This window comes from Paenibacillus jamilae, from assembly GCF_050482105.1.
Taxonomy (GTDB): domain Bacteria; phylum Bacillota; class Bacilli; order Paenibacillales; family Paenibacillaceae; genus Paenibacillus; species Paenibacillus jamilae_B.
In genome coordinates, this window is sequence record NZ_JBCNHI010000011.1 from 339,938 (window position 1) to 362,587 (window position 22,650).

Annotated in this window: 16 protein-coding genes; 15 read left to right on the forward strand and 1 reads right to left on the reverse strand. The window is 44.4% G+C overall.

Going from position 1 to position 22,650, the window contains the following annotated elements:
* Window position 1: 1 nt before the first annotated feature.
* The 10 genes from ABEW32_RS08970 (at window position 2) to ABEW32_RS09015 (ending at window position 7,718) form a co-directional block, all read left to right on the forward strand.
* A complete protein-coding gene (locus tag ABEW32_RS08970) occupies window positions 2–2,713 on the forward strand; it encodes a hypothetical protein (protein ID WP_430186672.1) in 2,712 nt (903 codons plus the stop codon).
* 14 nt (window positions 2,714–2,727) lie between these two features.
* Complete coding sequence (locus tag ABEW32_RS08975; protein ID WP_430187034.1) at window positions 2,728–3,276, forward strand: hypothetical protein; 549 nt, start codon at window positions 2,728–2,730, stop codon at window positions 3,274–3,276.
* A gap of 59 nt (window positions 3,277–3,335) precedes the next feature.
* Window positions 3,336–3,602: a hypothetical protein gene (locus ABEW32_RS08980; RefSeq protein WP_430186674.1), complete on the forward strand. Its 267-nt coding sequence runs from the start codon at window positions 3,336–3,338 to the stop codon at window positions 3,600–3,602.
* 41 nt (window positions 3,603–3,643) lie between these two features.
* Entirely contained in the window at window positions 3,644–4,432 is a 789-nt protein-coding gene (locus ABEW32_RS08985) for a putative phage tail protein (RefSeq protein ID WP_430186676.1), read from the forward strand.
* Between the two features lie 42 nt (window positions 4,433–4,474).
* Complete coding sequence (locus ABEW32_RS08990; RefSeq protein WP_430186678.1) at window positions 4,475–4,864, forward strand: phage tail-collar fiber domain-containing protein; 390 nt, start codon at window positions 4,475–4,477, stop codon at window positions 4,862–4,864.
* 15 nt (window positions 4,865–4,879) lie between these two features.
* Complete coding sequence (locus ABEW32_RS08995) at window positions 4,880–5,557, forward strand: tail fiber protein (protein WP_430186680.1); 678 nt, start codon at window positions 4,880–4,882, stop codon at window positions 5,555–5,557.
* 15 nt (window positions 5,558–5,572) lie between these two features.
* The gene (locus ABEW32_RS09000) at window positions 5,573–5,860 is read left to right on the forward strand and encodes a hypothetical protein (RefSeq protein ID WP_430186682.1); all 288 of its coding nucleotides are present in this window, start codon (window positions 5,573–5,575) and stop codon (window positions 5,858–5,860) included.
* Window positions 5,861–5,919: 59 nt separating this feature from the next.
* The gene (locus ABEW32_RS09005) at window positions 5,920–6,063 is read left to right on the forward strand and encodes a CD1375 family protein (RefSeq protein WP_430186684.1); all 144 of its coding nucleotides are present in this window, start codon (window positions 5,920–5,922) and stop codon (window positions 6,061–6,063) included.
* Between the two features lie 91 nt (window positions 6,064–6,154).
* Entirely contained in the window at window positions 6,155–6,601 is a 447-nt protein-coding gene (locus ABEW32_RS09010; protein ID WP_016821295.1) for a phage holin family protein, read from the forward strand.
* Window positions 6,602–6,755: 154 nt separating this feature from the next.
* Window positions 6,756–7,718, forward strand: coding sequence for a glycoside hydrolase family 25 protein (locus ABEW32_RS09015; RefSeq protein ID WP_430186686.1), 963 nt, complete (start codon window positions 6,756–6,758; stop codon window positions 7,716–7,718).
* Between the two features lie 178 nt (window positions 7,719–7,896).
* On the opposite strand, the gene ABEW32_RS09020 is transcribed toward ABEW32_RS09015, so the two are convergent.
* On the reverse strand, window positions 7,897–12,387 hold the full coding sequence (locus ABEW32_RS09020) for an amino acid adenylation domain-containing protein (RefSeq protein ID WP_430186688.1): 4,491 nt from the start codon (window positions 12,385–12,387) through the stop codon (window positions 7,897–7,899).
* A 588-nt stretch (window positions 12,388–12,975) separates the two neighbouring features.
* Between ABEW32_RS09020 and ABEW32_RS09025 the strand changes: the two genes are divergently transcribed.
* Genes ABEW32_RS09025 through ABEW32_RS09045 form a run of 5 tightly spaced genes read left to right on the forward strand, consistent with a single transcriptional unit; the run spans window position 12,976 to window position 22,623 of the window.
* Entirely contained in the window at window positions 12,976–16,071 is a 3,096-nt protein-coding gene (locus ABEW32_RS09025) for a cyclic peptide export ABC transporter (protein WP_430186689.1), read from the forward strand.
* A 38-nt stretch (window positions 16,072–16,109) separates the two neighbouring features.
* Entirely contained in the window at window positions 16,110–19,025 is a 2,916-nt protein-coding gene (gene uvrA, locus ABEW32_RS09030) for an excinuclease ABC subunit UvrA (RefSeq protein WP_430186691.1), read from the forward strand.
* Window positions 19,022–20,053 carry a class I SAM-dependent methyltransferase gene (locus ABEW32_RS09035; RefSeq protein ID WP_430186693.1) on the forward strand — a complete coding sequence of 344 codons (1,032 nt, stop codon included), beginning with the start codon at window positions 19,022–19,024 and terminating at the stop codon, window positions 20,051–20,053. The genes uvrA and ABEW32_RS09035 overlap by 4 nt, the downstream gene beginning before the upstream one ends.
* A gap of 12 nt (window positions 20,054–20,065) precedes the next feature.
* Window positions 20,066–21,472 (forward strand): condensation domain-containing protein, encoded by a 1,407-nt coding sequence (locus tag ABEW32_RS09040; protein WP_430186695.1) that lies wholly within the window; start codon window positions 20,066–20,068, stop codon window positions 21,470–21,472.
* 2 nt (window positions 21,473–21,474) lie between these two features.
* Window positions 21,475–22,623: an archaeosine biosynthesis radical SAM protein RaSEA gene (locus ABEW32_RS09045; RefSeq protein ID WP_430186697.1), complete on the forward strand. Its 1,149-nt coding sequence runs from the start codon at window positions 21,475–21,477 to the stop codon at window positions 22,621–22,623.
* Window positions 22,624–22,650 lie beyond the last annotated feature (27 nt).

Sequence of the window (22,650 nt, forward strand, 5' to 3'; positions counted from 1 at the left end):
CATGGCAAGCGAAAAGACACCGAATCTTGGTTTAAATCAAATTGACCGCACATCGCCCAAAACAACGTATTTTGATCTGGAGATGTATTTGGATGAAAACTGGCGGTCTGTAGATGATTTTGCAGGTGATGTGAATGACGGTGTAAATGAGGTTAAGAAGCGTCTAGATACGACAGAACGCAAGGCGGTAACTTTGGAACCTGGGGTACAAATTGTTCATGCGGAGAAGGCAGCGCCGTTTTCGTTGACGGGGCTGAGCGGGCGTACGTTGGTGAATTTGTTGGGACGCTCTGGAGGGATGGAAAGCCTGACAGATTGGTCAGTTGTAAATAACACAGCAAAGCTAGAATTAAACGCAAGTAATAAATTTTCTGGTAACAATGCTCTTAAAGTTAACGTAAGTTCAACACCAGTTGGGATAGCTGGAGTTTATGGTGTGCCTCTTAAATTTGGAGAGGGGGCGCCGTTTTACTTGATCCGTGGTTATGTTAAAAATGGAAACCTATCAGGCACTGATGCAAGAGCGTATATTCAATTAACTGACGAAATTGCATATGCGGTAGATATGGGTACTACAGATTCAAAGGGATTTACTTTTTGTTATGCAGTATATGATGCTAGAAAAGCCACTAAAGCCCCTATCCCTTATGCTGTTTCTCGCGGATCTGTTGGGCAGTATGCTTACTTTGATGAAATGGCTGTTTATGAATTGAGTCCTGCTGAGGCCATAGCAATTAACAATATGTCACCTGAACAAGTATCTACTAAATATCCATATGTAGACAGCGTTATGCCTGTGCGTAATCCGTATGCGATTCGGTATGGCGAGAATTTATTGCCTAGCATTTATGAAGCTGAAAACAGTGTGAACACAGGTTCGAAAAAAATGACTGCTCCATATGCTGCCACTATCACTAAAAGTACGGCGGGATATAGCTTGTATGCTTGGAACCTTCCTGCTACAGCTGGTAAAGTTTACACCTTATCTATGAAAGTGTCGGTATCTAATATCAGTGGAGTCATTGGTGCAGGTGGATACTATAATATTCGCGCACTAGATGCTTCTGGAAATTATGTTGGGGAACCCTTAGACACTGGCCCCTATGCAGAAGCTAATGGTGAGTATACTTTGTCACAGACGTTTACAACTCCTGCGGGGACACATGGATTGCGTATTATAGTTGGAGCGGACACAGGTGTTTTTGGTACGTTTGTCTTTTCAGAAATGATGCTTAACATCGGAAGCATTGCAAAACCGTTCAAACCTCGTGAAGACTCCATGCTGGCATTACAAACGGACCTGTATGCCGATCCTGTTACGGGAGAAAATAGCGATACGGTATTTGAGCGGGAGGGACAATATTTTAAGACTAAGAAGTGGAAGACCTTAGTGCTGGATGATAACCGGGAGTATGCGTTTTATACAGCGGTAATAGGGATTAAAACGGTAGGTTCACCAAACAACGGGATTACCCCGGCGATTGACGGCACGGGGGTATTTGTCAAATTTAACGGCAAGGTTATTAAAGAATCGGATTACGCAACTGTTATTAGTCAATCTGACAGCCTCAATATAGGTTCATCAAGCAGTAATGGCACGTACGATAATTTTCAAATAGGGGTGTCGGTTGCAGATAGCGGATGGGGAGACAGCTATATACCGACACCGGACGAGATTAAGGCGTATTTTAATGGTTGGAAGATGTATCTTGCGGGACAAGGGGATGTAAGCAAACCCTTTAATAACGAAGCAGCAGGCAAGGCGTGGTGCCCAATAGATTCTATTTATGTGGCTAACGGTACGCCATCTGCAACGTTTTTTGTTACAACATTACCAACAACAGGGATAGCTTCCTTGGCATACACAAGGTATGGAAATTGGACAACGCAACAACTCATTTATCAGCTTGAGGCGCCTACTGTTGAACCTATCATTAGCGAAGGACAGTTAACCTTTATGGAGGGTGAGAATCAGGTTGAAATCGGTACGGGAATTATACTACGTGAACGGTCAAAGGCTGTTTACACAAACGGGGCCTATTATATTAACGGTCGTACAGATGATCCGAGTATTTTAAAAAATAGAGTAAATAAAATCCTATCCGTCTATAAAGACGGTAAAAAAGATTTGTCATGGAGAACTGCTGCAGTTTCAGATCAATACCAATCCACCTATGGTAAAGAGCAAGTGTATACATTAGCTGCTAATTTCGATTTATCGTCGTTTTATAGTACTACCTACTTAATGTTTGATCGTTCACCCGTTGTCACCTTTATCGGAACTTACACAGCCAACGAAAAAACGCTTTTGCTTGACTTGGTGGATAGTGTTCAACAGAATAGTGCACGTTTATCGGTCGTTGAAAATGAGAGGAGAGAGCAAAAAAACACTTTAAAATGGATAGCACCTACGTTACTTAACGGATGGGTTAACTATGATAATACTCGTAGACCATTAGGCTACTGTAAGGATTCTCAGGGCTGGGTACATGTACAGGGATTTATTAGCGGGGGTGTCACTGCTTTTGGAACAAAGATATTTATGTTACCAGCCGGTTATGAGGCAGAAAGACCTATGGAGGTTGCGGCACTTTCTGCTGAAGGTAGTGTCCCTTATCCCTCAACTATATATGTAGGCGAGACCAGTATACAATGCGATAACGCAGTACACAATTCTTATTTGATACTTGATTTTAAATACCGTGCAAAATAAGGGGAGTGACCGAATTGAGAGCGGTTCCTAAAGTAAATCCAAACGGCCTCTATCTAGAGGATCAACTTGTGGACGATGCCTTTATGGGAGTCGTCCCTTTTTATGCTTCATTAGAAACCATGAATCAGACTATGAAGGAAAAAAAACTTGCTGGTTATATCGTAGGTATTCCAGTTCCAACGGGATTATACCAGCCCCATTTTGACATTCAATCCTGGCTAACCCATGAAGCGGAATATGATGAAAAATTGTTAGAAGCCCAGAAGATGTATGAGCAACTCAGCAAGGAATCTCAAGCTGCATTTCAGAAGCTACATGATGAATGGCAGAACATGCCGGAAAATGAACGTGGTGACGAGCCTGTATATCTTGCTCAGACATTTACAGCCCCAGAACGAAGAGATCCAACGACATTCTGGAGTGAAGGATTAAGTGGGGCAGCGATTAAAGAACTGACGCAAAAATCGATACAACAGCTAAGTGAAACAGATCTATTGAAGCAGCGTATAGCAGATCTTGAATTAACTTTGACTCAGCTCATGCTTGGTAACACAGGAAATTAAACAAGTACTTACTCCTATTTACCTTCAAAAGATCTATTGAAAGAGGTGAAGTCATAACTATGACCGCTTTAACAGAGGCTCAGCTACGCATTTGTGCTCATGCCTGTATTACCCGCTATGATCGGGAAGAAGACCATGTAGCAGCTATTATTGGAAGCTATGCTTTAAATGAACAACAACGTAAACAAGTGTTGGAAATAATTTTTTCCCATCGTTCTGATCTGGAATTGGATAATGTAAAGAATTTATCATCTATGGATGTTTCTAGTGAACAGCGAAAAACGGTTAAATGGTATAGCTCTATTTTCCGTAAGAAGACGGTATAGAGCACAGAGCAAAAATGCCTGTACTCGAAGGAGGAGTGAGTATGTATGAAAGAATGGATCTAATGTTCAGTTCGCGTGGACAAGAGCTATTCTCCTATCTTCCAGCCTATTACGAAACCTCTCGCGTAATGTATGCCAATATGGATGTAAAGGGTAGCGAACTAGATGCTCTATATCTCGCGCTGGATGAAACATTGGCACAATTTTTTGTTCGCACCGCCACCTGGGCGCTGGAAAGCTGGGAGATGGAGTTAGGTATCCCGGTCAATTTGGAAAAGCCGTTGGAACAGCGACGTTCTGTTGTAGAGTCGAAACTTCGTGGAAGCGGTAAATTTTCAGGAGACTTAGTGCGGAAAATCATGAACTCTTTTGGTGTGGAAGGAGAAGTAGAATTTCATCCGACGGAATATAAGTTCGGTATAAGCTTTAAAAACCGTATTCCTGAAAATATGATTGATTTCAAAAAGATCATTGAGGATATTAAGCCTGCTCATCTTGCTTTTTATATGAATAACAAAACTAGGCTTGCATTTCTTCATGAAAATGTAATGACCTCTCGTGTTCGATTACGTTCGAGAGTCCGCTTTTTCGGTGGGAAGCCATGGTATTTAGATGGCGTCGAGTTACTGAACGGAATAGCCTCTTTGTCTGGGTGGACAGAGGAACCTATGCGTTATGTGAACCGTACGAAACTAGTCACCAAGCATCAAATGGATCATCATCAAGAAGGCAACGTGAAAATTCGAAGCCATTATTGGAAGTTAGATGGAAGTATGAAGCTGGATGGAAGTCAGATGTTAAGCTCAACGGAGAAAGTCATTTCAATTTAAATATATAAAAAAATTATCTTAAAAATAGAAAGGATGATAAGTATGGCAGAACAAGTTCTGACAGTTACGACTGCTTACGCAAGGGAACAAATGGCACGTGCCCGCGCTGAAGGAGGAACGTTGACAAAAGTGGTAAGAATGGCGTTTGGCAGTGGGGGTGTGGATCAAGCGGGGAAGCCACTGCCATTGGACGGAACAGAACAGGTGTTGAAAAAGGAACTGGTTCAGAAGGATATTACCAGTTTAGAATTCATTGCTCCTGCAACCATCCGTTATATCTGCTCACTGGCAGAAAATGAATTGGTGGGCGAGACTATTAATGAGCTTGCGCTGGTAGATTCGGCTGGTAAATTAACAGCTGTCCGTACGATGACTAATAAAGTGAAAGATAGTGATATGGAGTTTGTTTTCGAAATTGACGACATCTATTAAGGAGGATGAAAAATAATGAGCATACAGCAACCACGCAGATTTGTTACTACCGACCAAGGACATGCGGACGTTTTGAATGTCCCCATTGATACTCTTTATGCAAACGATCAGGAATTGGCCGCGCAGGTTGAGAATATTAAGAAGGATCCGGCTGGAAACGGGGTTGCTTCCAAGGAAGCGCTAGACAATCATGCTAGCAATACAGAGATCCATGTTACGGCAGCCAAACAAGCGGCCTGGAACACAGCAGAGGGGAATGCCAAGAAGTATACCGAGCAATATGCAGCACCAAAGCAGCATAGTCACCCCGCATCAGATTTGCCTTCTGCGTCAACACAGGCGAGAGGGATTGTGCAGCTTAATACTTCTATCGGAAGCACAGCTACAGATCAGGCAGCTACGCCTAGTGCGGTAAAGGCAATGGGGGATGAATTAAGACAACTTATTAACAGTGTAAAGGAGACTGGTTCTGTGAAAAGTGTACAAAGATTTAGTATTTCCAGTAATGTGCCTGACGGTATTGTAAATATTGCACCTGTCAATGTCGGAAAAGCAATATTGAACTTGACAACTTACGGAGATGAACATAGCCATATGGCCAGCATTATAAGCCCAACGCAAGTCAAATTCACTCATGAAAGAGGCGGAGATTATTATATTTTTGCAAGTTTTGAAGTCATAGAATTTAATTAAGGTGGGGATGTTTGTATGAAATATTTTGCTCAGTATAGTAATGATTGCGTAATTTTTGCAGTATCGCAGAGTATGGAAGCACCGGCAGGTGATAAAGTAATTGAAGTTGATGGATACGAGGTATTAGGGAGTAAGTTCCATCCGGACACAGGTGATTTCGAAAAGATTCCAGCACCGAGCCCTAAGCCAACTTTCGAGGAACAACTCCGAGAAGAAATTGAGATATTAAAACAAGCTGATCTGGATAACAAAGAGACAATTGCTGAGCTGATTCACTTCGTGATGTCACAGCAGAAAGTTTAAGTAGAATTTTAAAGGTAGGTACTATTTACTTTAGCATAATAACTAGAGGAGGTAATACGGTGGATAATAGAATGAAAAAAGCATTCGTGGTAACTTTCGTACAACTTATTTTATCTGGTCGTCGTTCGATTGAAGATGTGCCAGTAGTGTTGCAAGACATGGTTAAGACGAATTTGGATTTAGCCAGAACTGAGCAAGTATAAAAAAATACGCCCGCGCACAGCGTGTTTTTTAATGCCCTTGGATCAACCAAGGGCATTCACTTTACACCTAGGTTCAAAAGGGGGAACAAACATGCATGAAAAAATCGATCAGATTTGGCTGGGGTTTTCCACGGGGACCTTGATCGGTTATTTTTTCGGGGGGTGGACTACAATGTTGACGTTGCTGTGGTGGATGGTCGTGATCGACTTTTTCACCGGATGGGCAGCGGCCTGGATTAATGGAGAACTGAAAAGCCGCCAAGGGTATTACGGTATTTTTCGCAAGGTTACCGTGTTTTTGCTCATTACGGTAGCCCATCTAATCGACGGTATTCTCGGGGATGCACATTACTTCCGGGATGCCGTCGTTTTCTTTTATTTAGCGAACGAGCTGTTGTCCATTATAGAAAATGTGGGCAGAATGGGAGTGCCAATGCCGGATATTTTGCGGAATGCGGTAGCCATTTTTGAGTCCAAGTCGAGTGGGGAAAAAATAAAGCCAACCGATCCTTCTGACAAGCAAAATAAAGCTCTATAAAGTGCTGACTGTTGCCATTACAAAAAAGGAAGACTACCTTTTCGCCCTTTTTCGGCATAAATGTGGAAAAGCCCAGACCGTTTCCTTGGTCCAAGCATATGGATAACAGAGACAGCGTGCTACAACATTATGAATGACAAGGAGGGAGCGCCTTATGCAAAACCGCAGCCCCAATGCTGCCGAAGGCATTGACGTGTCCCGATATCAGGGAACGATTGATTGGAAACGTGTGCGAGCCGATGGTAAATCGTTTGCATTTATTAAAGCAAGTCAAGGACAGCGGTACGTTGATCCGACATTTATTACGAATGCAAAAGGGATCAAGGCAGCCGGAATTCTACTGGGAGCGTACCATTTTGTAGATGCGACCAGTGTAAACGCAGCCAAAGCGGAAGCCAGACATTTCGCCGAGGTGCTGGATCAGGTGGGTGGTGCGAAAGCGCTGGACTTGCCAGCGGTGATGGATTATGAAAACAATCCGGGAAAGCTTAGTTCGGCTGCGATTCATGAGGTAGCGCTGGCATTTTTGACGGAATTTGAGCGAGTCAGTGGCCGTAAGCCGATGGTATATACAGGGAATGCTTTTGCTGCCCATTTTAAAGCCCCACTGGGTAGTTATAAACTGTGGATTGCGCGTTATAGTACACAGGTGCCTAATGACACTACAGCATGGAAGCGCTGGGACTTCTGGCAATACAGTGATAGTGGACGGGTTGAAGGCATTCAAGGGCCAGTTGATCTGAATGTATATGCCGGAACAGAGGCCGAGCTACGACAAGCATTTGCAGGAGAAGAGGGGGAAGAGCCGATGACAGCAGAGGAAAAAGCCGCATTTAAGGCCCTGCAGCAGCAGGTGGCCGCTCTTGAAAATAGCAAAGATGTGCTCAAGCAAACAATAAATGAACAGAGTGCTTATATTAAAAAGGTGGATCAGCGAGTAGCCGAACTAGAGGCACGTCAGGCTATGCCGGTACCGACCTGGGCCAAGGAAGCGGTGGCTGCTGCTGCAGTTAATCCGGCAAGCCCGATTGTGGATGCGAAACTGCCAAGCAGTTATGATTTTTATCGCTTACTGGTCGTGTTGAACCGTCTGGGTCTGTTTAAAACAACCAAATAACCTTCGCAAGAACTTATACACTGCCCATCCCACTTTTATATGAAACGAGTAAACAAACTACGCGCGAAGCCTAAATAGACAGGCGGTTAAATGCGGCCGCCTGCCCTTATGGTAAGTGATGTTTCTTATGACCTCCAAACAGGCTGAATCCCAAAAAGGGTAAATGCAAAGTGCACCTTTATTCGAATAGCAGTTCAATATCCTCCTGATTGATCTGAGCAGTTTCAAAGTCTGAAGGACTGAAATGGATATTCTGCTGACGAACCGTAAAATCAATGATCTGATTGATTGCTTGGACATACATATGCATAAATTCGGTTATATTTTCTGCTTCAAACATTTCCGTGCTGTACATCATATCGATTACTAATTGATCGTTAACAATCAGGCAGTTAACTTCGATGGCGGTCGTTAGATGATTGATGTTATCTACATTTTGATTGTCTATAGTATGCCTATATACATAATCTGAACTTTGACTTTCGTGATCGAACTGGCCCAGATAATTGAAGCGTATAGGACGAATGTCTGTATGCTTTTCAATAGCCCCTAGCATATATTTTAAGATGCCATAACCTATACCCTGATGGGGGACACGTCTTCGCAGTTCCTTGACATGTGCAAGGATACTGCCTATTTCTGTGCCCGGCATTTGAATACGTAAGGGATATAACGCAGTAAACCAGCCAACCGTTCTGGATACATCTATGTGATCTAGACTCCTTCCGTGATGCTCAACCTCATAAGTGAAATCGTCCAATCCGATCCATTCCTTGACACTTAGCGCCAAGGCAGCCAGCAGTAAATCTACAGGTTCGGTACGATAAGCCTGAGGCATCTCATGAAGCAGTTTGTACGTTTGGATAGGAGACAGATATTCTTCAACCACAGTGCATGAAGCATAATTTACGGCAGCGGATGGTAGGCTTGTGATGGATGCTGGAAAATGACGACTGCCTCCCTCCATTTCATGCCAAAAATCTAGCTCTTTCTGTAGATCCGCAGTCGTAGAATAGTGATATAGCTCCTTGGCAAAGGCTTGAACTGAGGCTGTTTTTCTTGGGAAATTTACCTCCTCACCTTCTTTTATAGCATGGTATGCGTTCAATAAATCCTCCAATATAATTCTCCAGGAAACTCCGTCTACAACCAGATGATGGGCAGTGATGAACAGTTCCCGAGTTTCCTGTCCGTGATCGAATAGAGTTGCACGGATAGGAAGACGGTGGGACAGATCGAAACCGGATTGTAGGTTATGCACCAGGTGATTGAATTCATGTTGCCGGGCCTCGGCTGAAATAAGCATCATATCGTAACAATCCAGCTTGAACGAGACGGTGGCGAGTTCTGGATTGTAGAATAACTTGCCATCGGGCTCCATGCTCATCCTCAAAGCATCGTGATGCTCGATCACCTTCTGAAAGGCCTTTTCCAAAGCGGAACGATCCATTTCGTTTTTCAGCAGAAGCATGATCGATTGATTATAGTGATGAGGATTGTGAAATGTCTGCGCCATAAACCAACTGGAGATAGGAGTAGGCAGAATTTCTCCGCTGGCTGGAGCTGAATCGTATAGCTGACGCTTTGGACGTGTATAATGAGCAAGCTCCGCGATATTGGGATGCGCTAAAATATCCTGTACGCCTATCTCCAGATCATAGTTATTTAATTTGGATGTCATTTGGATCGCCTTAATAGAATCTCCGCCCAGTGCGAAGAAATTATCATGGATACCTATATTAGGTACCTGAAATAGCTCTTTCCAAACCTGCACGAGAATATTTTCAACCTCATTATGAGCTTCCTCATATTGGCTGGTTAACCCGGAGGACAAGTCTGGTACAGGAAGTTTTCGCTTGTCGACCTTACCGTTTGACGTAAGTGGGACGGTATCCAGCCTGAGTATATGGTTTGGCACCATATAATGGGGAAGACAAGCATGTAAATAATGCTTAAGAAGCTCGGGAGAGACAGTAGCATCTGATACATAATAGGCATATAACATAGGCTGACTATTATCTTCATCCGATTCCACCACATTGACAACAGCATGCTGGATACCATGATATGAAGATAACGCACCTTCAATTTCGCCCAGTTCGATACGAAATCCTTTGATTTTGACTTGGTGATCTTTCCGGCCAAGGTATTCGATCAGGCCATTTTCCAGCCGTATTCCCAAGTCTCCGGTTTTATACATTCGTTCTCCAGGAATAAAGGGATTATCGAGAAATCTTTCTTTTGTGAGTTCCGGTCTATTCAAGTATCCTCTCGCCACACCATGACCGGAAATGTAAATTTCTCCTTTTACCTGCACAGGAACAGGCTTTAAGTACGCATCCAGCACATACACAGCCACGTTATCAGAAGGGACGCCAATAGGAACGGATTTTCGAATATCCCGGCTGACATCATAAATATGGATCATGCAGCCTACAACGGTTTCCGTTGGCCCGTACTCATTGTAGAGAGTAACATTACCGCCAAATATGTCATGAACGTTCCGGGCAAGACTGACTTTGAAATCTTCTCCACCTACAATGAATTTGCGGACGTTCGATATACGAATATCCGACTCTTGGAGAAGGGACAAATGCGCGGGAGTAAGCTTCACAATGGTTGTGCGCTGGTCTTTTAGAATGCGAAATAATACAAACTCGCTGGAATCATCATCCCTGTAGAGGCTCATGGCATGACCGCTAATTAATGGGGTGAATATGGAGGTGATGGTCAAGTCAAAGGCTATTGACGAATAACAGGCAAAGACCTCACGCACGCCGGAAAAGTAGGTTTTACTTGCCCACCATATATAATTAACAAGTCCCTTGTGGTGAACTGCGACTCCTTTAGGTTTGCCTGTGGAGCCTGAGGTATAAATGACATAAGCGAGTTGATCCGGTCCGGTTTGCGACTCCAAATTGGAGTCATCGCCATCATACAGGGATGCATCATCCATACGATAGGCTTCTCCGGAAAAAGAGATATTACCATCCAATGGTGCGTCGGTGAGTAGCAAGGCAGCCCCGGAATCCTCCAGCATAAAGCTAATTCGGTCAGCCGGATAGTGAGGATCTATAGGCAGATAAGCTCCGCCTGATTTCAACACAGCTAAGATCGAAATGATAAGTTCAAACGAATGCCTCGCCATGATTCCGACGATTCTCTCTTGTCCAACCCCCCTGCTTTTTAAAAACCTCGCCAGTTGGTTAGCTTGTTCGTTTAATTCACGATAGGTTAACGTTTGCTCTTCAAAGTAACAGGCAATATCATTAGCTTTTTCTACGACTTGCTGCTCAAATAATTGAGTAATGGTTAGGGACGAAGGATAAGGGGAACGAGTTTGATTCAGCTCATAGATCAGCTCATTATGTTCCTGCGCAGACAGCATTTCAATTTCCGCAATTGAAGTGTGTGGCTGCTCGATCATCTCGCGAACCATATGCATAAGATGCTCAAACATTTTGGCGATCTGCAGCTCGCTGAAAGCATTCACTTTATAATCAAAATCCAGCGTAATTCTTCCGCTCCCCTCCCAATCACGTATAACCAATTGTAAGGCATAAGGCTGTAAACCACTGAATACCTCCTGAACTTCATAGGGGCATCCATCAAATTGGGGACTAAATTTCATATTGTAATAATTAACACACATATCAAACAGACCGTCATATCCTTTTTGGGCAAGCTCCAAATCACCAGCCAGAAGATCATAGGGATATTTTTGATGAAAGTAAAAATTCATTAGCTCTGTTCCCACCTGCTTTATCCAGGAGCAGGCATCTAAAGCTTCATCCACTTGAATGCGTACCGGCATTGTGCTGGTGAACATACCAAACGTATTTTTTTGTATTTTTCCTGATCTGTTCAGGACAGGTGTCCCGATAACCACATCAGTTTCTTGAGTCGTTCGATAGATGTAAAGCAGAAGGGCGGATACGAATAACACATTTACAGAAAGTTTGGAGCTTTGGATAAAACTCTGAATGATGCGAGAGGTTTCACTGTCGATGGCAAAGGATGACCGGACGGCCGATATATCTTTACTTTTGTTGATGGGTATCATATCAGGTAAGGTTCGAAACTTTTCATTCCAGAACATTTTATTTTTGATAAAACGTTCTGATGCTAGATAGGCTTGTTCTTGATCAATGATAGGTATGTAGGAGTATTCTTCATTAACAGGGAGAGGACGGTGGTTGACTAATAGAGAATAATACTGCGAAATTCGTTCCGACACGATATGTAAAGCCCAACCGTCTGCAATAATATGATGAAATTTACCCAAATAACCAACATCATCAGGTCCCAGCCGAAAGATAACAAAAGAATATAGCTTGGAGTTCAACAGAGGCATCGCTTGTCCACTCACGACCTTTAGCCATTGTTCAAAATGCTGTAAAGGATCAGTCTCATGACTAAAATCCAGATATTCGATATTCTCCTTTTCATAGGGCTTAACGTATTGTACGGGTTCTCCATCTTGCTCTTCGATCCGGATACGGAGGCCTTCAGTTTTGGAAATGAAGAGCTGAATTGCATTCTCCAGTGCATCAAGCTCGAGTTCCTTTTGAATGCGTACTAGTCCGGTCAGATTATGCATGGCCGTCGTGCCATGTATTTTTTCGTTATACCAAATTCTTTTTTGAGCATGCGTCAATGCATAGAACATACATTAGCCTCCTTATACATGCAGATTTTGAAAAAACGTAGAGCCTACATAAAAATGATGCTATCCGACCAAATAAAAACAATCAAGCAGAAAAAATGCATTTTTATGTGGAAAATAAAACGGATTTTCGACAATTGTATACCAATTTAAACATACCAGTTCCCTTTAAAAGGTTTTTGTAGGATTACTATGGAATTTTCGAAAAAGTGTGAATTAACTCACTACATTTGAACCGGGTGAAATGTTAAGGTGTTAATACAAATTCAATTAAATTGATAATTATTAGTTTATTACGTATTTCTGGCAATTGACTCTCCGAATTAAGATTAATACTTGGTATTCTCCCGATTTTTCGTCAAATCAAACCCATTCCTAATTAATATATATTCATTATAAATTGCTTAAATATCCATAAAATAAATATAAAAATTACGCATATTTATACGCCATATTGAATGCTTCGTTTTGAACACTATTTATCCTAGTGTTTTTATATAATTACTAGATAATTAGTTTTACATATATTGGTCAAGCATGCTTTGATTACATATTACAAAGAAAGCTGGAGCGATTATGGAATGTAAAAAGATGAACATGAGCACAATGGCAGCGGTTATTCTGATTTTCGCTTTAGTGGCAGCATGTATTCTGCCCAATCGCGCTGAAGCTGCAGCAGGTTTGGATCAAGCCACAACTCAACGTCTAGAAGCATTTATTCATGAGAAAATGCAGGAGGGTCATATCCCTGGAATGACAGTAGTGGTAGTTCGGGGAAAAGAAACGGCTTACCTCAAAAGTTTTGGGTATGCAAATGTGGACAAGCAAGCACCTGTTACACCTGAGACAAGCTTTGAAATTGCCTCTTGTTCTAAAGGATTCACAGCACTTGCCGTACTGCAGCTACAGCAGCAGGGGTTGTTGAAGCTGGATGATCCTGTTTCGAAGTATTTTCCATGGTTCCAAGCCAGGTACAAACACCAAAATGTCGAGATTACTTTGCGACAGTTGCTACACCACTCCAGCGGCATTCCATGGTATACGATTACCGACATCCCGATCTCCAACCGTGTCGATTCACTCGAACAGGTCGTGAGGAATGTGAATGGCTTAGAATTACATAACCGTCCTGGCGAACGCTTTGAATATGCCACCATTAACTATGCCATCGTGGGGGCTGTCATTCAAAAGGTCACAGGGCAGCCTTATGAAGATTATATGAAGGCCCACATTTTTCAGCCATTGGGTCTGCATAAGACCACTCTTTATCCCACAGAAGCCGCACCCACACTGGCAACAGGCTACAAGAACGGCTTTTTTCAAGCACGTGAATATCAATCCCCTGTCTTTAGGGGAAATCGTCCTGCTGGTTATATCATGATGGACGGTAATGACCTCGCTACCTGGCTCAAGTATCAACTGGGCAGCCTGAAATCTCCTATGACTCCATTAATTATGGAAACGCATGCGCCTGACCGCACTGTCGCTCCGAGCAAGTTTGATATGTCGTCTTATGCTATGGGCTGGGCTGATTATCAAAGCGGAAATGGAGAGGTGTCGAAGGCTGGATTAAATCCGAATTTTTCTGCATATATGGTTTTTCGCCCTCAAGATCAGCTCGCTGTAGGGATCATGGCGAATAACGGTACCACTTTAACGTATATTACGGGTCACGGCCTGATGGATATTTTACGAGATCGTCAACCTGTGTCTCCGTATGAACCGGATCAGAAAACAGATAATGCATGGTCCGTCATTACGATTATGCTGGCATGTTATGTGCTGGCTGTAGGAGTTCTGCTGCTTACAGTTGTACGGGATATCATCCGCAAACAACGTGTTTATAAGTCTTTGAATCCAAAAAAGCTGCTCACATGGCTGGTGTTTTTACTTTGCAGTACACCGTTTTTGTATGGAGTTTATCTGGTTCCTACTGCGATGCAGGGGGTTTCCTGGACAACTGCGATCGTCTGGTCTCCGTTTAGCTTTCCGTTTGCGATTGGAGCCTTAGGATTGGGATTGCTCTTGAGTTTTGTCTACTTGGTGCTGGGTACGCTTTTCCCTAACGCAGATGAAACTAGACGTTCGCTTCCTTTGTTGGTGATGATGAGCTTGCTGAGCGGTGCGGCGAATGCCTTTGTCATTTTTATCGTCAATTTCTCGATTGGCAGCGAAATTCCGCTCAAATACCTGCTGTATTATTTCGGGCTGGCGCTGGCAGTGTATATTTTCGGACGCAAGCTGATTGAAACCAAATTAGTGAAGATCACCTACAACATGATTTATCGAAAACGGATGGAACTCATTCAACGAGTGCTGCACAGCTCTTATGACAAATTAGAGCGCATGGACAACGGCAAAATTTTAGCCACTTTAAATAATGATACGGAGATGGTCGGCTTCTCGGCTAATGTGGCGGTCGGGTTCGCAACCAGCTTGCTGACTGTCATCTGCTGCTTTGTTTATCTCGGTACGATTTCGTTTTGGGGAACAATTCTCTCGCTGGTCGTGATTGCGGTGATTGCCGCATTTTATAGCCTTGTCAGCGGTACGGCTAACCGTTATTGGGAAGAGGCGAGGGATACCCAAAACGTATATTTGGGGTTTATCGATCACATGCTCAAAGGCTTTAAAGAGCTTAGCATGCACGGACGCAAAAAGGCGGAGTTCGGGAGCGATATTCAGGATAGCTGTGAACAGTATCGGCAAAAACGCTCGGTGTCCCGTATTAAATTTACCAATGCGCTGGTACTGGGCGAAACGCTGCTGATTTTAATTTTAGGTGTAGTAACCTTCGTGTTCCCGACAATTTTCCCGAACATAAAGGATTACACATTAATTCAATTTGTTGTCGTGTTTCTTTATTTGATTGGACCGATCAACGGCTTGCTGCAGGCTGTGCCGGAGTTGTTCCAGATTCGGACCTCCTGGCGAAGAATTAAAGCCTTTATTGCGGAAATGCCAACTAATGACAGTGGAGAAGTGCATAATACTGCGAGTGTGGTGGATGAAGAGGTTGCTGTGGAACGCATTGGTTTTCACAATCTTAGCTTTGAGTACAGCAACGTGACTGGAGAGTCCAGCTTTGTGGTCGGACCTATTACGCTGGAGGCCGCTAAAGGACAGATCATTTTTATTACAGGCGGCAACGGCAGTGGTAAAACAACGCTTGCCAAGCTAATGACCGCTCTTTATCCGGCACAAACGGGATACACCACGATCAATGGAGAAGTCATTGACCCACGTACCTCGGGCGAGTATTTCTCCACCGTTTTCTCTGATTTCCATTTGTTTGAGCGTTTGTACGACATTGATTATAAGGAAAAGCAATCTGATATTGAGCGTTATCTGAAAAGGCTGGGATTGGAGGATAAAGTAACGGTTAAGGATGGATATTTTAGCACGCTCAAGCTATCTGGCGGCCAGCGGAAGCGGCTTGCATTGTTAATCTGTTATCTGGAGAATCGACCTGTATATTTGTTTGACGAATGGGCTGCGGATCAAGATCCAGAGTTCCGAAAGTTCTTTTACCATACACTTCTGCCTGAAATGAAGGCGGCAGGCAAAATTGTTTTCGCCATCACGCATGATGACCATTATTTTCACAGCGCAGACCGCCTGTTGAAGATGGAAATGGGACAGATGAAGGAACTGGAAGTACTGAGCGCTGAAGTCAGTGGCTCATAACCAATCCATTAAAATTCATAAAAAAGTGTGGGCTTAACATGCAAAACTACATTGTTGTCAAAGGCGCCAGACAGCATAACCTGAAAAATATCTCTTTGCGGATTCCGCGGGATCAATTGGTCGTCTTCACGGGAGTAAGCGGCTCAGGGAAATCGTCACTTGTCTTCAATACACTATATGCGGAAGGACGGCGACGCTTAATGGAGTCGCTGTCCGCATATGAGCGAATGGGCTTGCGAAAAACGGAAGAAGCGGATGTGGACTTGATCGAAGGGCTGTCTCCGGCAATTGCGATGGAGCAAAAGACGTTGTCGCGGAACCCAAGGTCTACGGTGGGAACATTGACCGAGCTTTCTTCTTATGTGCGGCTATTGTTTTCACGAACAAGTCAGGCAGTTTGTCCCTATTGCCAGGAAGCATTGTCTGTTCAAAGCAGAAAGAAAATCACAGAGCAGGTGCTCCAATATCCATCTGATACATCTATTGATGTATATGCGCCAATTCTTTCCATGCCACATGGCGGGCCTGTAGCGTTGCTGAAGGAAATACGAAAAAAGGGCTACACCCAATTAAATTGGAACCAAAAATTGCTGGATGTACAGCAAGCAGAAGTTTTGTTCTCCAGCATATCTCCGCAGGTAGTACACCTAGGAAAAGAGTACAACCAGCTGGAGGTACTGGTTGGTCGAGTGACGATTTCAAATTCCGTGGAGCAAGTCAAAGATATTCAAGCTCTGGTAGACAAGGCGCTGGATGTGGGAGACGGATGGATGAAAATTCGATCTATGGTTGATAAACGATCTGCAAGTAATCCAAATTCCGGGTGTTGCTGTTGCGGCATGATGGTCAGTGAAATCTCGGCAGGAGCTTTTTCATCCAATAATCCTCTGGGTGCTTGTCCGACATGTACAGGACTTGGCACACATTATGAAGTGAATCTGGAACGTGTGATTCCTGATCAATCTAAAAGTTTGGCTGAAGGAGCGATTCACCTGCTTGGCTGGCAATGCGAGAAAGAGAAATTTCATAAAAATCGAAAAATTCTAGAAGGACTGGCGAGCCGGTATCATTTTGATCTGAATACGGCGGTAAAAGACCTGCCGGATGAGGCGTTACACGCTGTCCTATACGGTACTCAAGGAGAAAAGATTGCCATTGAGAACCCTGCTACAGGTGGCAAGCCGATGCATGAAAAATTTGCAGGCATTGTAAATCTCATTTATGAGCGCTTCAACGCTAATGCCAAGGACGATATGAGTGCTATGAAGGCGGAAGATAAGGAAGTCATGAGAGAACAAGTGTGTCCCAGCTGCGGAGGAGCCCGCTTGAAGGCAGAACGTCTTCTCTATCGTGTAGGGGGTCAGACGATCCGTGATTTTTCGAATATGCCGTTAGTTGAGCTGCACGCATACTGCGATGAACTGCTGCAAGCTGCACCTCAATTTTTCCACAATCTTGCGGCTGTGGCACAGCCTATTTTACAGGAAATGAAGACTCGTCTGGCATTGCTGCTCGATATGGGGCTGGACTACTTAAGTCTGAACCGCCCGGTGACGATGCTCTCGGGTGGTGAATCGCAGCGTGTACGCTTAACGACTCAACTAAGCTCGGGACTGATGGGGATGATCTACATTTTGGATGAACCCAGTGTCGGCTTGCACCCGAAGGATACTGGAAAGATGATAGCCATGCTTCACAGGCTACGAGATTTGGGAAATACCATCTTGGTCGTCGAACATGATGAAGAGATTATGGCTCAAGCGGATTATCTTGTAGATATCGGACCTGGTGCAGGAGCGCTTGGTGGTGAAATTGTGGCACAGGGGACGGTGGAACAAGTCATGGGCAATCCCAATTCTTTGACGGGCCAATATTTGGCCGGCCGGCGAGGTATTCCATTTCTCTTAAGGCGGAGAAAGGCCCGTGACGGGAAGTATCTTGAGGTGCTGGGAGCGAGGGAGAATAATCTGCAGAATCTGAACATACGCATACCGCTCGGTTGCTTGGTTTGTGTCACAGGAGTATCCGGATCAGGAAAAACCACACTGGTTCATAACGTAATATATGAAAAATTGCGTGCCCATCTGGATGGTCAGCCAGCATATCTGAAATATGATGTGGAGCTTAAAGGAGAGACGTGGATCGACCAAGTGATTTGTATTGACCAGAAGCCGATTGGACGGACGCCGCGCTCCACTCCAGCTACCTACATAGGCGTATTTGACGCTATCCGCAAGCTGTTTGCCAGAACAGAAAGAGCTAGACAGCTGCGACGAAAGGATGCACATTTTAGCTTCAATTCACCGGGTGGACGCTGTGAAGTATGTTCAGGGCTCGGAGTGATCGTAACTGAAATGCAGTTTATGCCTGACGTTGAAATGGTGTGCGAGACGTGCCGGGGTAGACGCTACAGCGAGGATATACTGACCATTACATATCAAGAGAAAAATATCGCGGATGTATTGGAAATGAGTGTTGCAGAAGCTGTAGTTTTCTTTGCCGACCAGCCTGTTATTTACAACAAGTTGAAGCTTATGAACCAACTGGGTCTTGGTTATATGAAGCTGGGTCAGTCTGCAACGACATTATCCGGCGGGGAAGCCCAGCGTATTAAGCTGGTGGAGGAGCTAAGTCGGTTAAAAAAAGGGTGCAGCCAGTTATACATTTTGGATGAACCGACCACGGGCTTGCATCCTGACGACATCCAGCGCCTGCTAACCATCCTTCAACAACTCGTGGATGAGGGCAATACCGTCCTCATCATTGAACATAATTTGCATCTGATCAAAACGGCAGATTATGTATTGGATCTTGGTCCCGAAGGAGGGACCAGGGGGGGACAACTGGTGGTGGCTGGGACACCTGAGCAGGTTGCAGCGTGTGGGTATTCCCATACCGGCTCATTTTTGCGTAACGTCGGAATGGATTTCAACGAGGACGAGGTGAGAGCATGAGTAACAGATTGGAACATTTACGAATTCTCCCGACAGGCCCCTTAAATTATTATTTGCAAAAGCGATACAACGATCTGCCATGGGTGCAAAAGTTTGGCTTGGATCATATCAAGGTGAAAGGTGATTTTCTGCTCATTCATGCATGGAAGCCTGGATATGTGAAGCTAACACGGGAGCAGGCGAGTTATCTCAAAGCAGCCATTGAAAAAGGCGAGAATCCAGAGGACAAGCTTCCGGGGTTGCCGGAAGCCTGGTTAGTGGACGGGGAAGATGAACCTGATGTAGAAGGACTTTTGGCTAAGGTTATTGTGCCCGAGTTGTTCGAACTTCTTTCCCCGGAAAATCTTAAAGAGGACGTTACGAGTCCGCAATCCATCCGGTTAAGAGCTATTTTGGAGCATGTCGCTGAGCATGTACCTGTTTTTCCAGCCATTCAGAATCCCTATGAGCTGCGTCATTTTCTGGAGGTCGTGAAGCGCCAAAAGCCTAAAACAGTCGTTGAAATCGGAACAGCCAGCGGCGGCGTATTTTATTGCTTGAGCCAACTGGCCGATCCAGAAGCCCTGCTCGTCAGTATTGATTATCCGGGTGGGCCGTATGGAGGTGGTCAGGATGACAATGAGGTACAGCTTTACTCCAGTTTCGGCAACGCGAAACAGCAGTTTTCTTTTATTCGCGATCGTTCATTTCACTGTTCGACCAAACAGGATTTGAAAAAGGTTCTGGGAAATCGCCAGATTGACCTTCTATTTATTGATGGAGATCATTCCTACGGTGGTGTGAGTTCGGATTTCCGCATGTATCAAGAGTTGGTGGCGCCGGGCGGTATGATTGCTTTTCATGATATCAGCATGCGGCCTGAAACGTGGGGAAGAGGTTATGATGTTGGCGTTTTTTGGGATGAAGTGAAACAAAGCTATCCGTCCTTTCAGGAATTTGTAGACCCAACGGGCTGTCGAGAACCGTTTATTCGTCACCCGCAAGAGGGACTGTTCGCATATGGGATTGGCACCATCATTCAAATGTAAGGGGGAACGACCATGGCCCACCGTCCTTTGAACAAAACACATGTGGAGGATGTTATTGGTTTGACTCCCATGCAGGAAGGAATGCTCTATCACTATTTGCGGGACAAGGATACAGAAGCTTATTTTGAACAATACAGCTATACGCTACGTGGTCAGCTTGATCTATCTGTCTGCTGTGAGGCGTGGAAATGGACGATTCAACAGAATGAAGTGCTGAGAAGCGTATTCCGCTGGGAAAAGATCCAGAATCCGGTTCAGATTATCTTAAAAGGACGCGTACTATCTTTCGCGTTCCATGACCTCACAGAAATGGCAGAGATGGAGCAAGAGGTGGTATTGCAGGAGCTGCGAGAGGCGGATCGCGCCGTAGGGTTTGACCTGTCCGAGGGCCCACTATTGCGGATTACAGTGTTTAGGCTGACGCACGATCGTCATATCATGATGGTCAGCAATCATCATATTGTGATGGATGGCTGGAGTAATGGTATTGTGCTGGGTGAGTTTATCCACGCATATCGTACGCTGCGTGCAGGCCGAGAACCGGAACGGATAAGCAAGCCGCATTTTCGAGAGTACGTGAAATGGCTTGGAAAGCAGAATAAGAGCGGAAGCAAGGCATTTTGGCAAGCTTATCTGGCTGGATATGAAGCTCAGCCCCTGTACCTGCTTAATACCACTTCTGCCCCACAAATAAGCGATACGGCTTGCGAATCGTATATATTGCCGCCAGATCTGGTGAGTGAGCTGGAAGCTGTTGCGAAGGAAGAATCAGTAACAATAGGTACTCTTTTTACTACGGCTTGGGGCGTTCTGCTGCAAAAGGTTAGCGGGCGTCAAGACGTGCTTTTCGGCACAACGGTATCTGGCCGCTCCAGTAGCTTGCCTGGAATTGAACGAATGGTGGGCCTTCTGATGAACACGGTTCCTATGCGTCTACAGTCTGGGAATAGCGATACGTTACAACAAGCGCTGCTCGATGTTCAGCAAGCGAGTATAGCGAGGCAGCCTTACGAAACAACACCGCTTGTGGATATACAAACTTACGGAAATTTCAGAAGCACAGAGCCTCTATTTGATACATTGCTCGTGATTGAAAATTATCCGCTGGAGATCAATGAGCAAAGTGAATTGACCCTGGAATCCTTTGCCGGGCATAGCGTAACGGATTACTCGCTTCTGGTGAGTATTCATCAACTGGAGCAAACAGCCATTCAGATGATGTATCAGCCTTCAACATATGAACCATCGGCAATAGAACTGTTATGTGAACGTTATGTCGCTTTGCTCAGGCTGATGGTTACAGAAAGAGATTGTACTATTCAGGATATTCACTCCTTGACGGAGATGGAAAAGGGACTGCAAGAGGTCTGGGCGATTGAATTCGATTATAGCCCGGATACTTTGAAAAGGGGTGTATGAAGATGAGAAAGCCGAAAGCCTGGGAACAAATGGATTCCTATCAATGGATGACTACGAAAGAAACTGCCCACTATTACCGACTCATCGCTAATTTAATGAAGGAAATTCACGCCAAAATTCCAGATGAACAATATCATTTGGACAAAGTAGCGACAGAAACGGATATTCGTGAGGAAAACTTTCAGGGGAAAAACTATCAACGCGCAGTCATGTATTTAATGTCGAACGGATGCGAGTGGGCTCTGAAAAACGGAAACGGCTGCACTATGTGCGGTCATTTAGCCAAGCAAACACGCAAAGATGGCCCTCTATCCGCCCATTATTATTTGGAGCAATTTCGGAAGGAGTTCAATCGGATTGATTTTACCAAATATCCTTTACTCAATCTGTATAATAACGGCTCCATCCTCAACGACAATGAAGTTCCAACTGAAGCATTGTGGGAGATCATACGCATGGTTGGGGAAAAGCCAGAGATCAAAATGCTGGTTATTGAAACCAGACCCGAGTTTGTAACGAAGGAAAATATGACGGAAATTAAGCGCCTTTTACCAGATAAGCATGTGGAAGTCGCCATGGGACTTGAAATGACTGATGATTTTTTACGGTATGTATGCATAAACAAAGGTTTCTCATTAAAGCAATTTGACAAGGCCGCCCGCTTGGTGACTCAGGAGCTGAATTTACGTAGCTATGTGTTGCTGAAACCGCCTTTTATTGCGGAACAAGAGGCTATCGAGCATGCCGTACATACGATTGAACATGCTTTTGAGATCGGTACGACGACCGTTTCACTGGAAAGCTGTACCGTACAGGATTATACACTGGTGCAGTATTTAAGTGATCAAGGGGCCTATAAACCGGCATGGCTCTGGAGCATCGTTGAGGTGGTAAAACGAACGGCGCATTTGGGCAAAATCATCGTTGGGTTGTTCCAATTCTATCCTTCTCCTGTTGGGGTACCTTACAATTGCCCGCAATGCAGTGATCGAGTGATGGAGGCGTTGAAGGAGTATAATCACACTCTTGATCCAAGCGTCCTGGAGCATCTGGATTGCAGCTGCAAGGCGGAATGGGAGAAAGAATTAAAACACGTACATCCTCCTTTTGAGGAGAGACTGAGTATTTTGAGTAGTGAATTAATCAAGTAGTCCATCAAATAAAGATCATGTGGATTC

Bases quoted from the DNA above. Each gene is read 5' to 3' on its own strand.
- ABEW32_RS09040 (WP_430186695.1), top strand. From the start codon at position 20,066: ATGGCCCACCGTCCTTTGAACAAAACACATGTGGAGGATGTTATTGGT.
- ABEW32_RS08980 (WP_430186674.1), top strand. From the start codon at position 3,336: ATGACCGCTTTAACAGAGGCTCAGCTACGCATTTGTGCTCATGCCTGT.
- ABEW32_RS08985 (WP_430186676.1), top strand. From the start codon at position 3,644: ATGTATGAAAGAATGGATCTAATGTTCAGTTCGCGTGGACAAGAGCTA.
- ABEW32_RS09045 (WP_430186697.1), top strand. From the start codon at position 21,475: ATGAGAAAGCCGAAAGCCTGGGAACAAATGGATTCCTATCAATGGATG.
- ABEW32_RS09015 (WP_430186686.1), top strand. From the start codon at position 6,756: ATGCAAAACCGCAGCCCCAATGCTGCCGAAGGCATTGACGTGTCCCGA.
- ABEW32_RS09010 (WP_016821295.1), top strand. From the start codon at position 6,155: ATGCATGAAAAAATCGATCAGATTTGGCTGGGGTTTTCCACGGGGACC.
- uvrA (WP_430186691.1), top strand. From the start codon at position 16,110: ATGCAAAACTACATTGTTGTCAAAGGCGCCAGACAGCATAACCTGAAA.
- ABEW32_RS09000 (WP_430186682.1), top strand. From the start codon at position 5,573: ATGAAATATTTTGCTCAGTATAGTAATGATTGCGTAATTTTTGCAGTA.
- ABEW32_RS08990 (WP_430186678.1), top strand. From the start codon at position 4,475: ATGGCAGAACAAGTTCTGACAGTTACGACTGCTTACGCAAGGGAACAA.
- ABEW32_RS09025 (WP_430186689.1), top strand. From the start codon at position 12,976: ATGAACATGAGCACAATGGCAGCGGTTATTCTGATTTTCGCTTTAGTG.
- ABEW32_RS09020 (WP_430186688.1), bottom strand. From the start codon at position 12,387: ATGTTCTATGCATTGACGCATGCTCAAAAAAGAATTTGGTATAACGAA.
- ABEW32_RS09035 (WP_430186693.1), top strand. From the start codon at position 19,022: ATGAGTAACAGATTGGAACATTTACGAATTCTCCCGACAGGCCCCTTA.
- ABEW32_RS08970 (WP_430186672.1), top strand. From the start codon at position 2: ATGGCAAGCGAAAAGACACCGAATCTTGGTTTAAATCAAATTGACCGC.
- ABEW32_RS08995 (WP_430186680.1), top strand. From the start codon at position 4,880: ATGAGCATACAGCAACCACGCAGATTTGTTACTACCGACCAAGGACAT.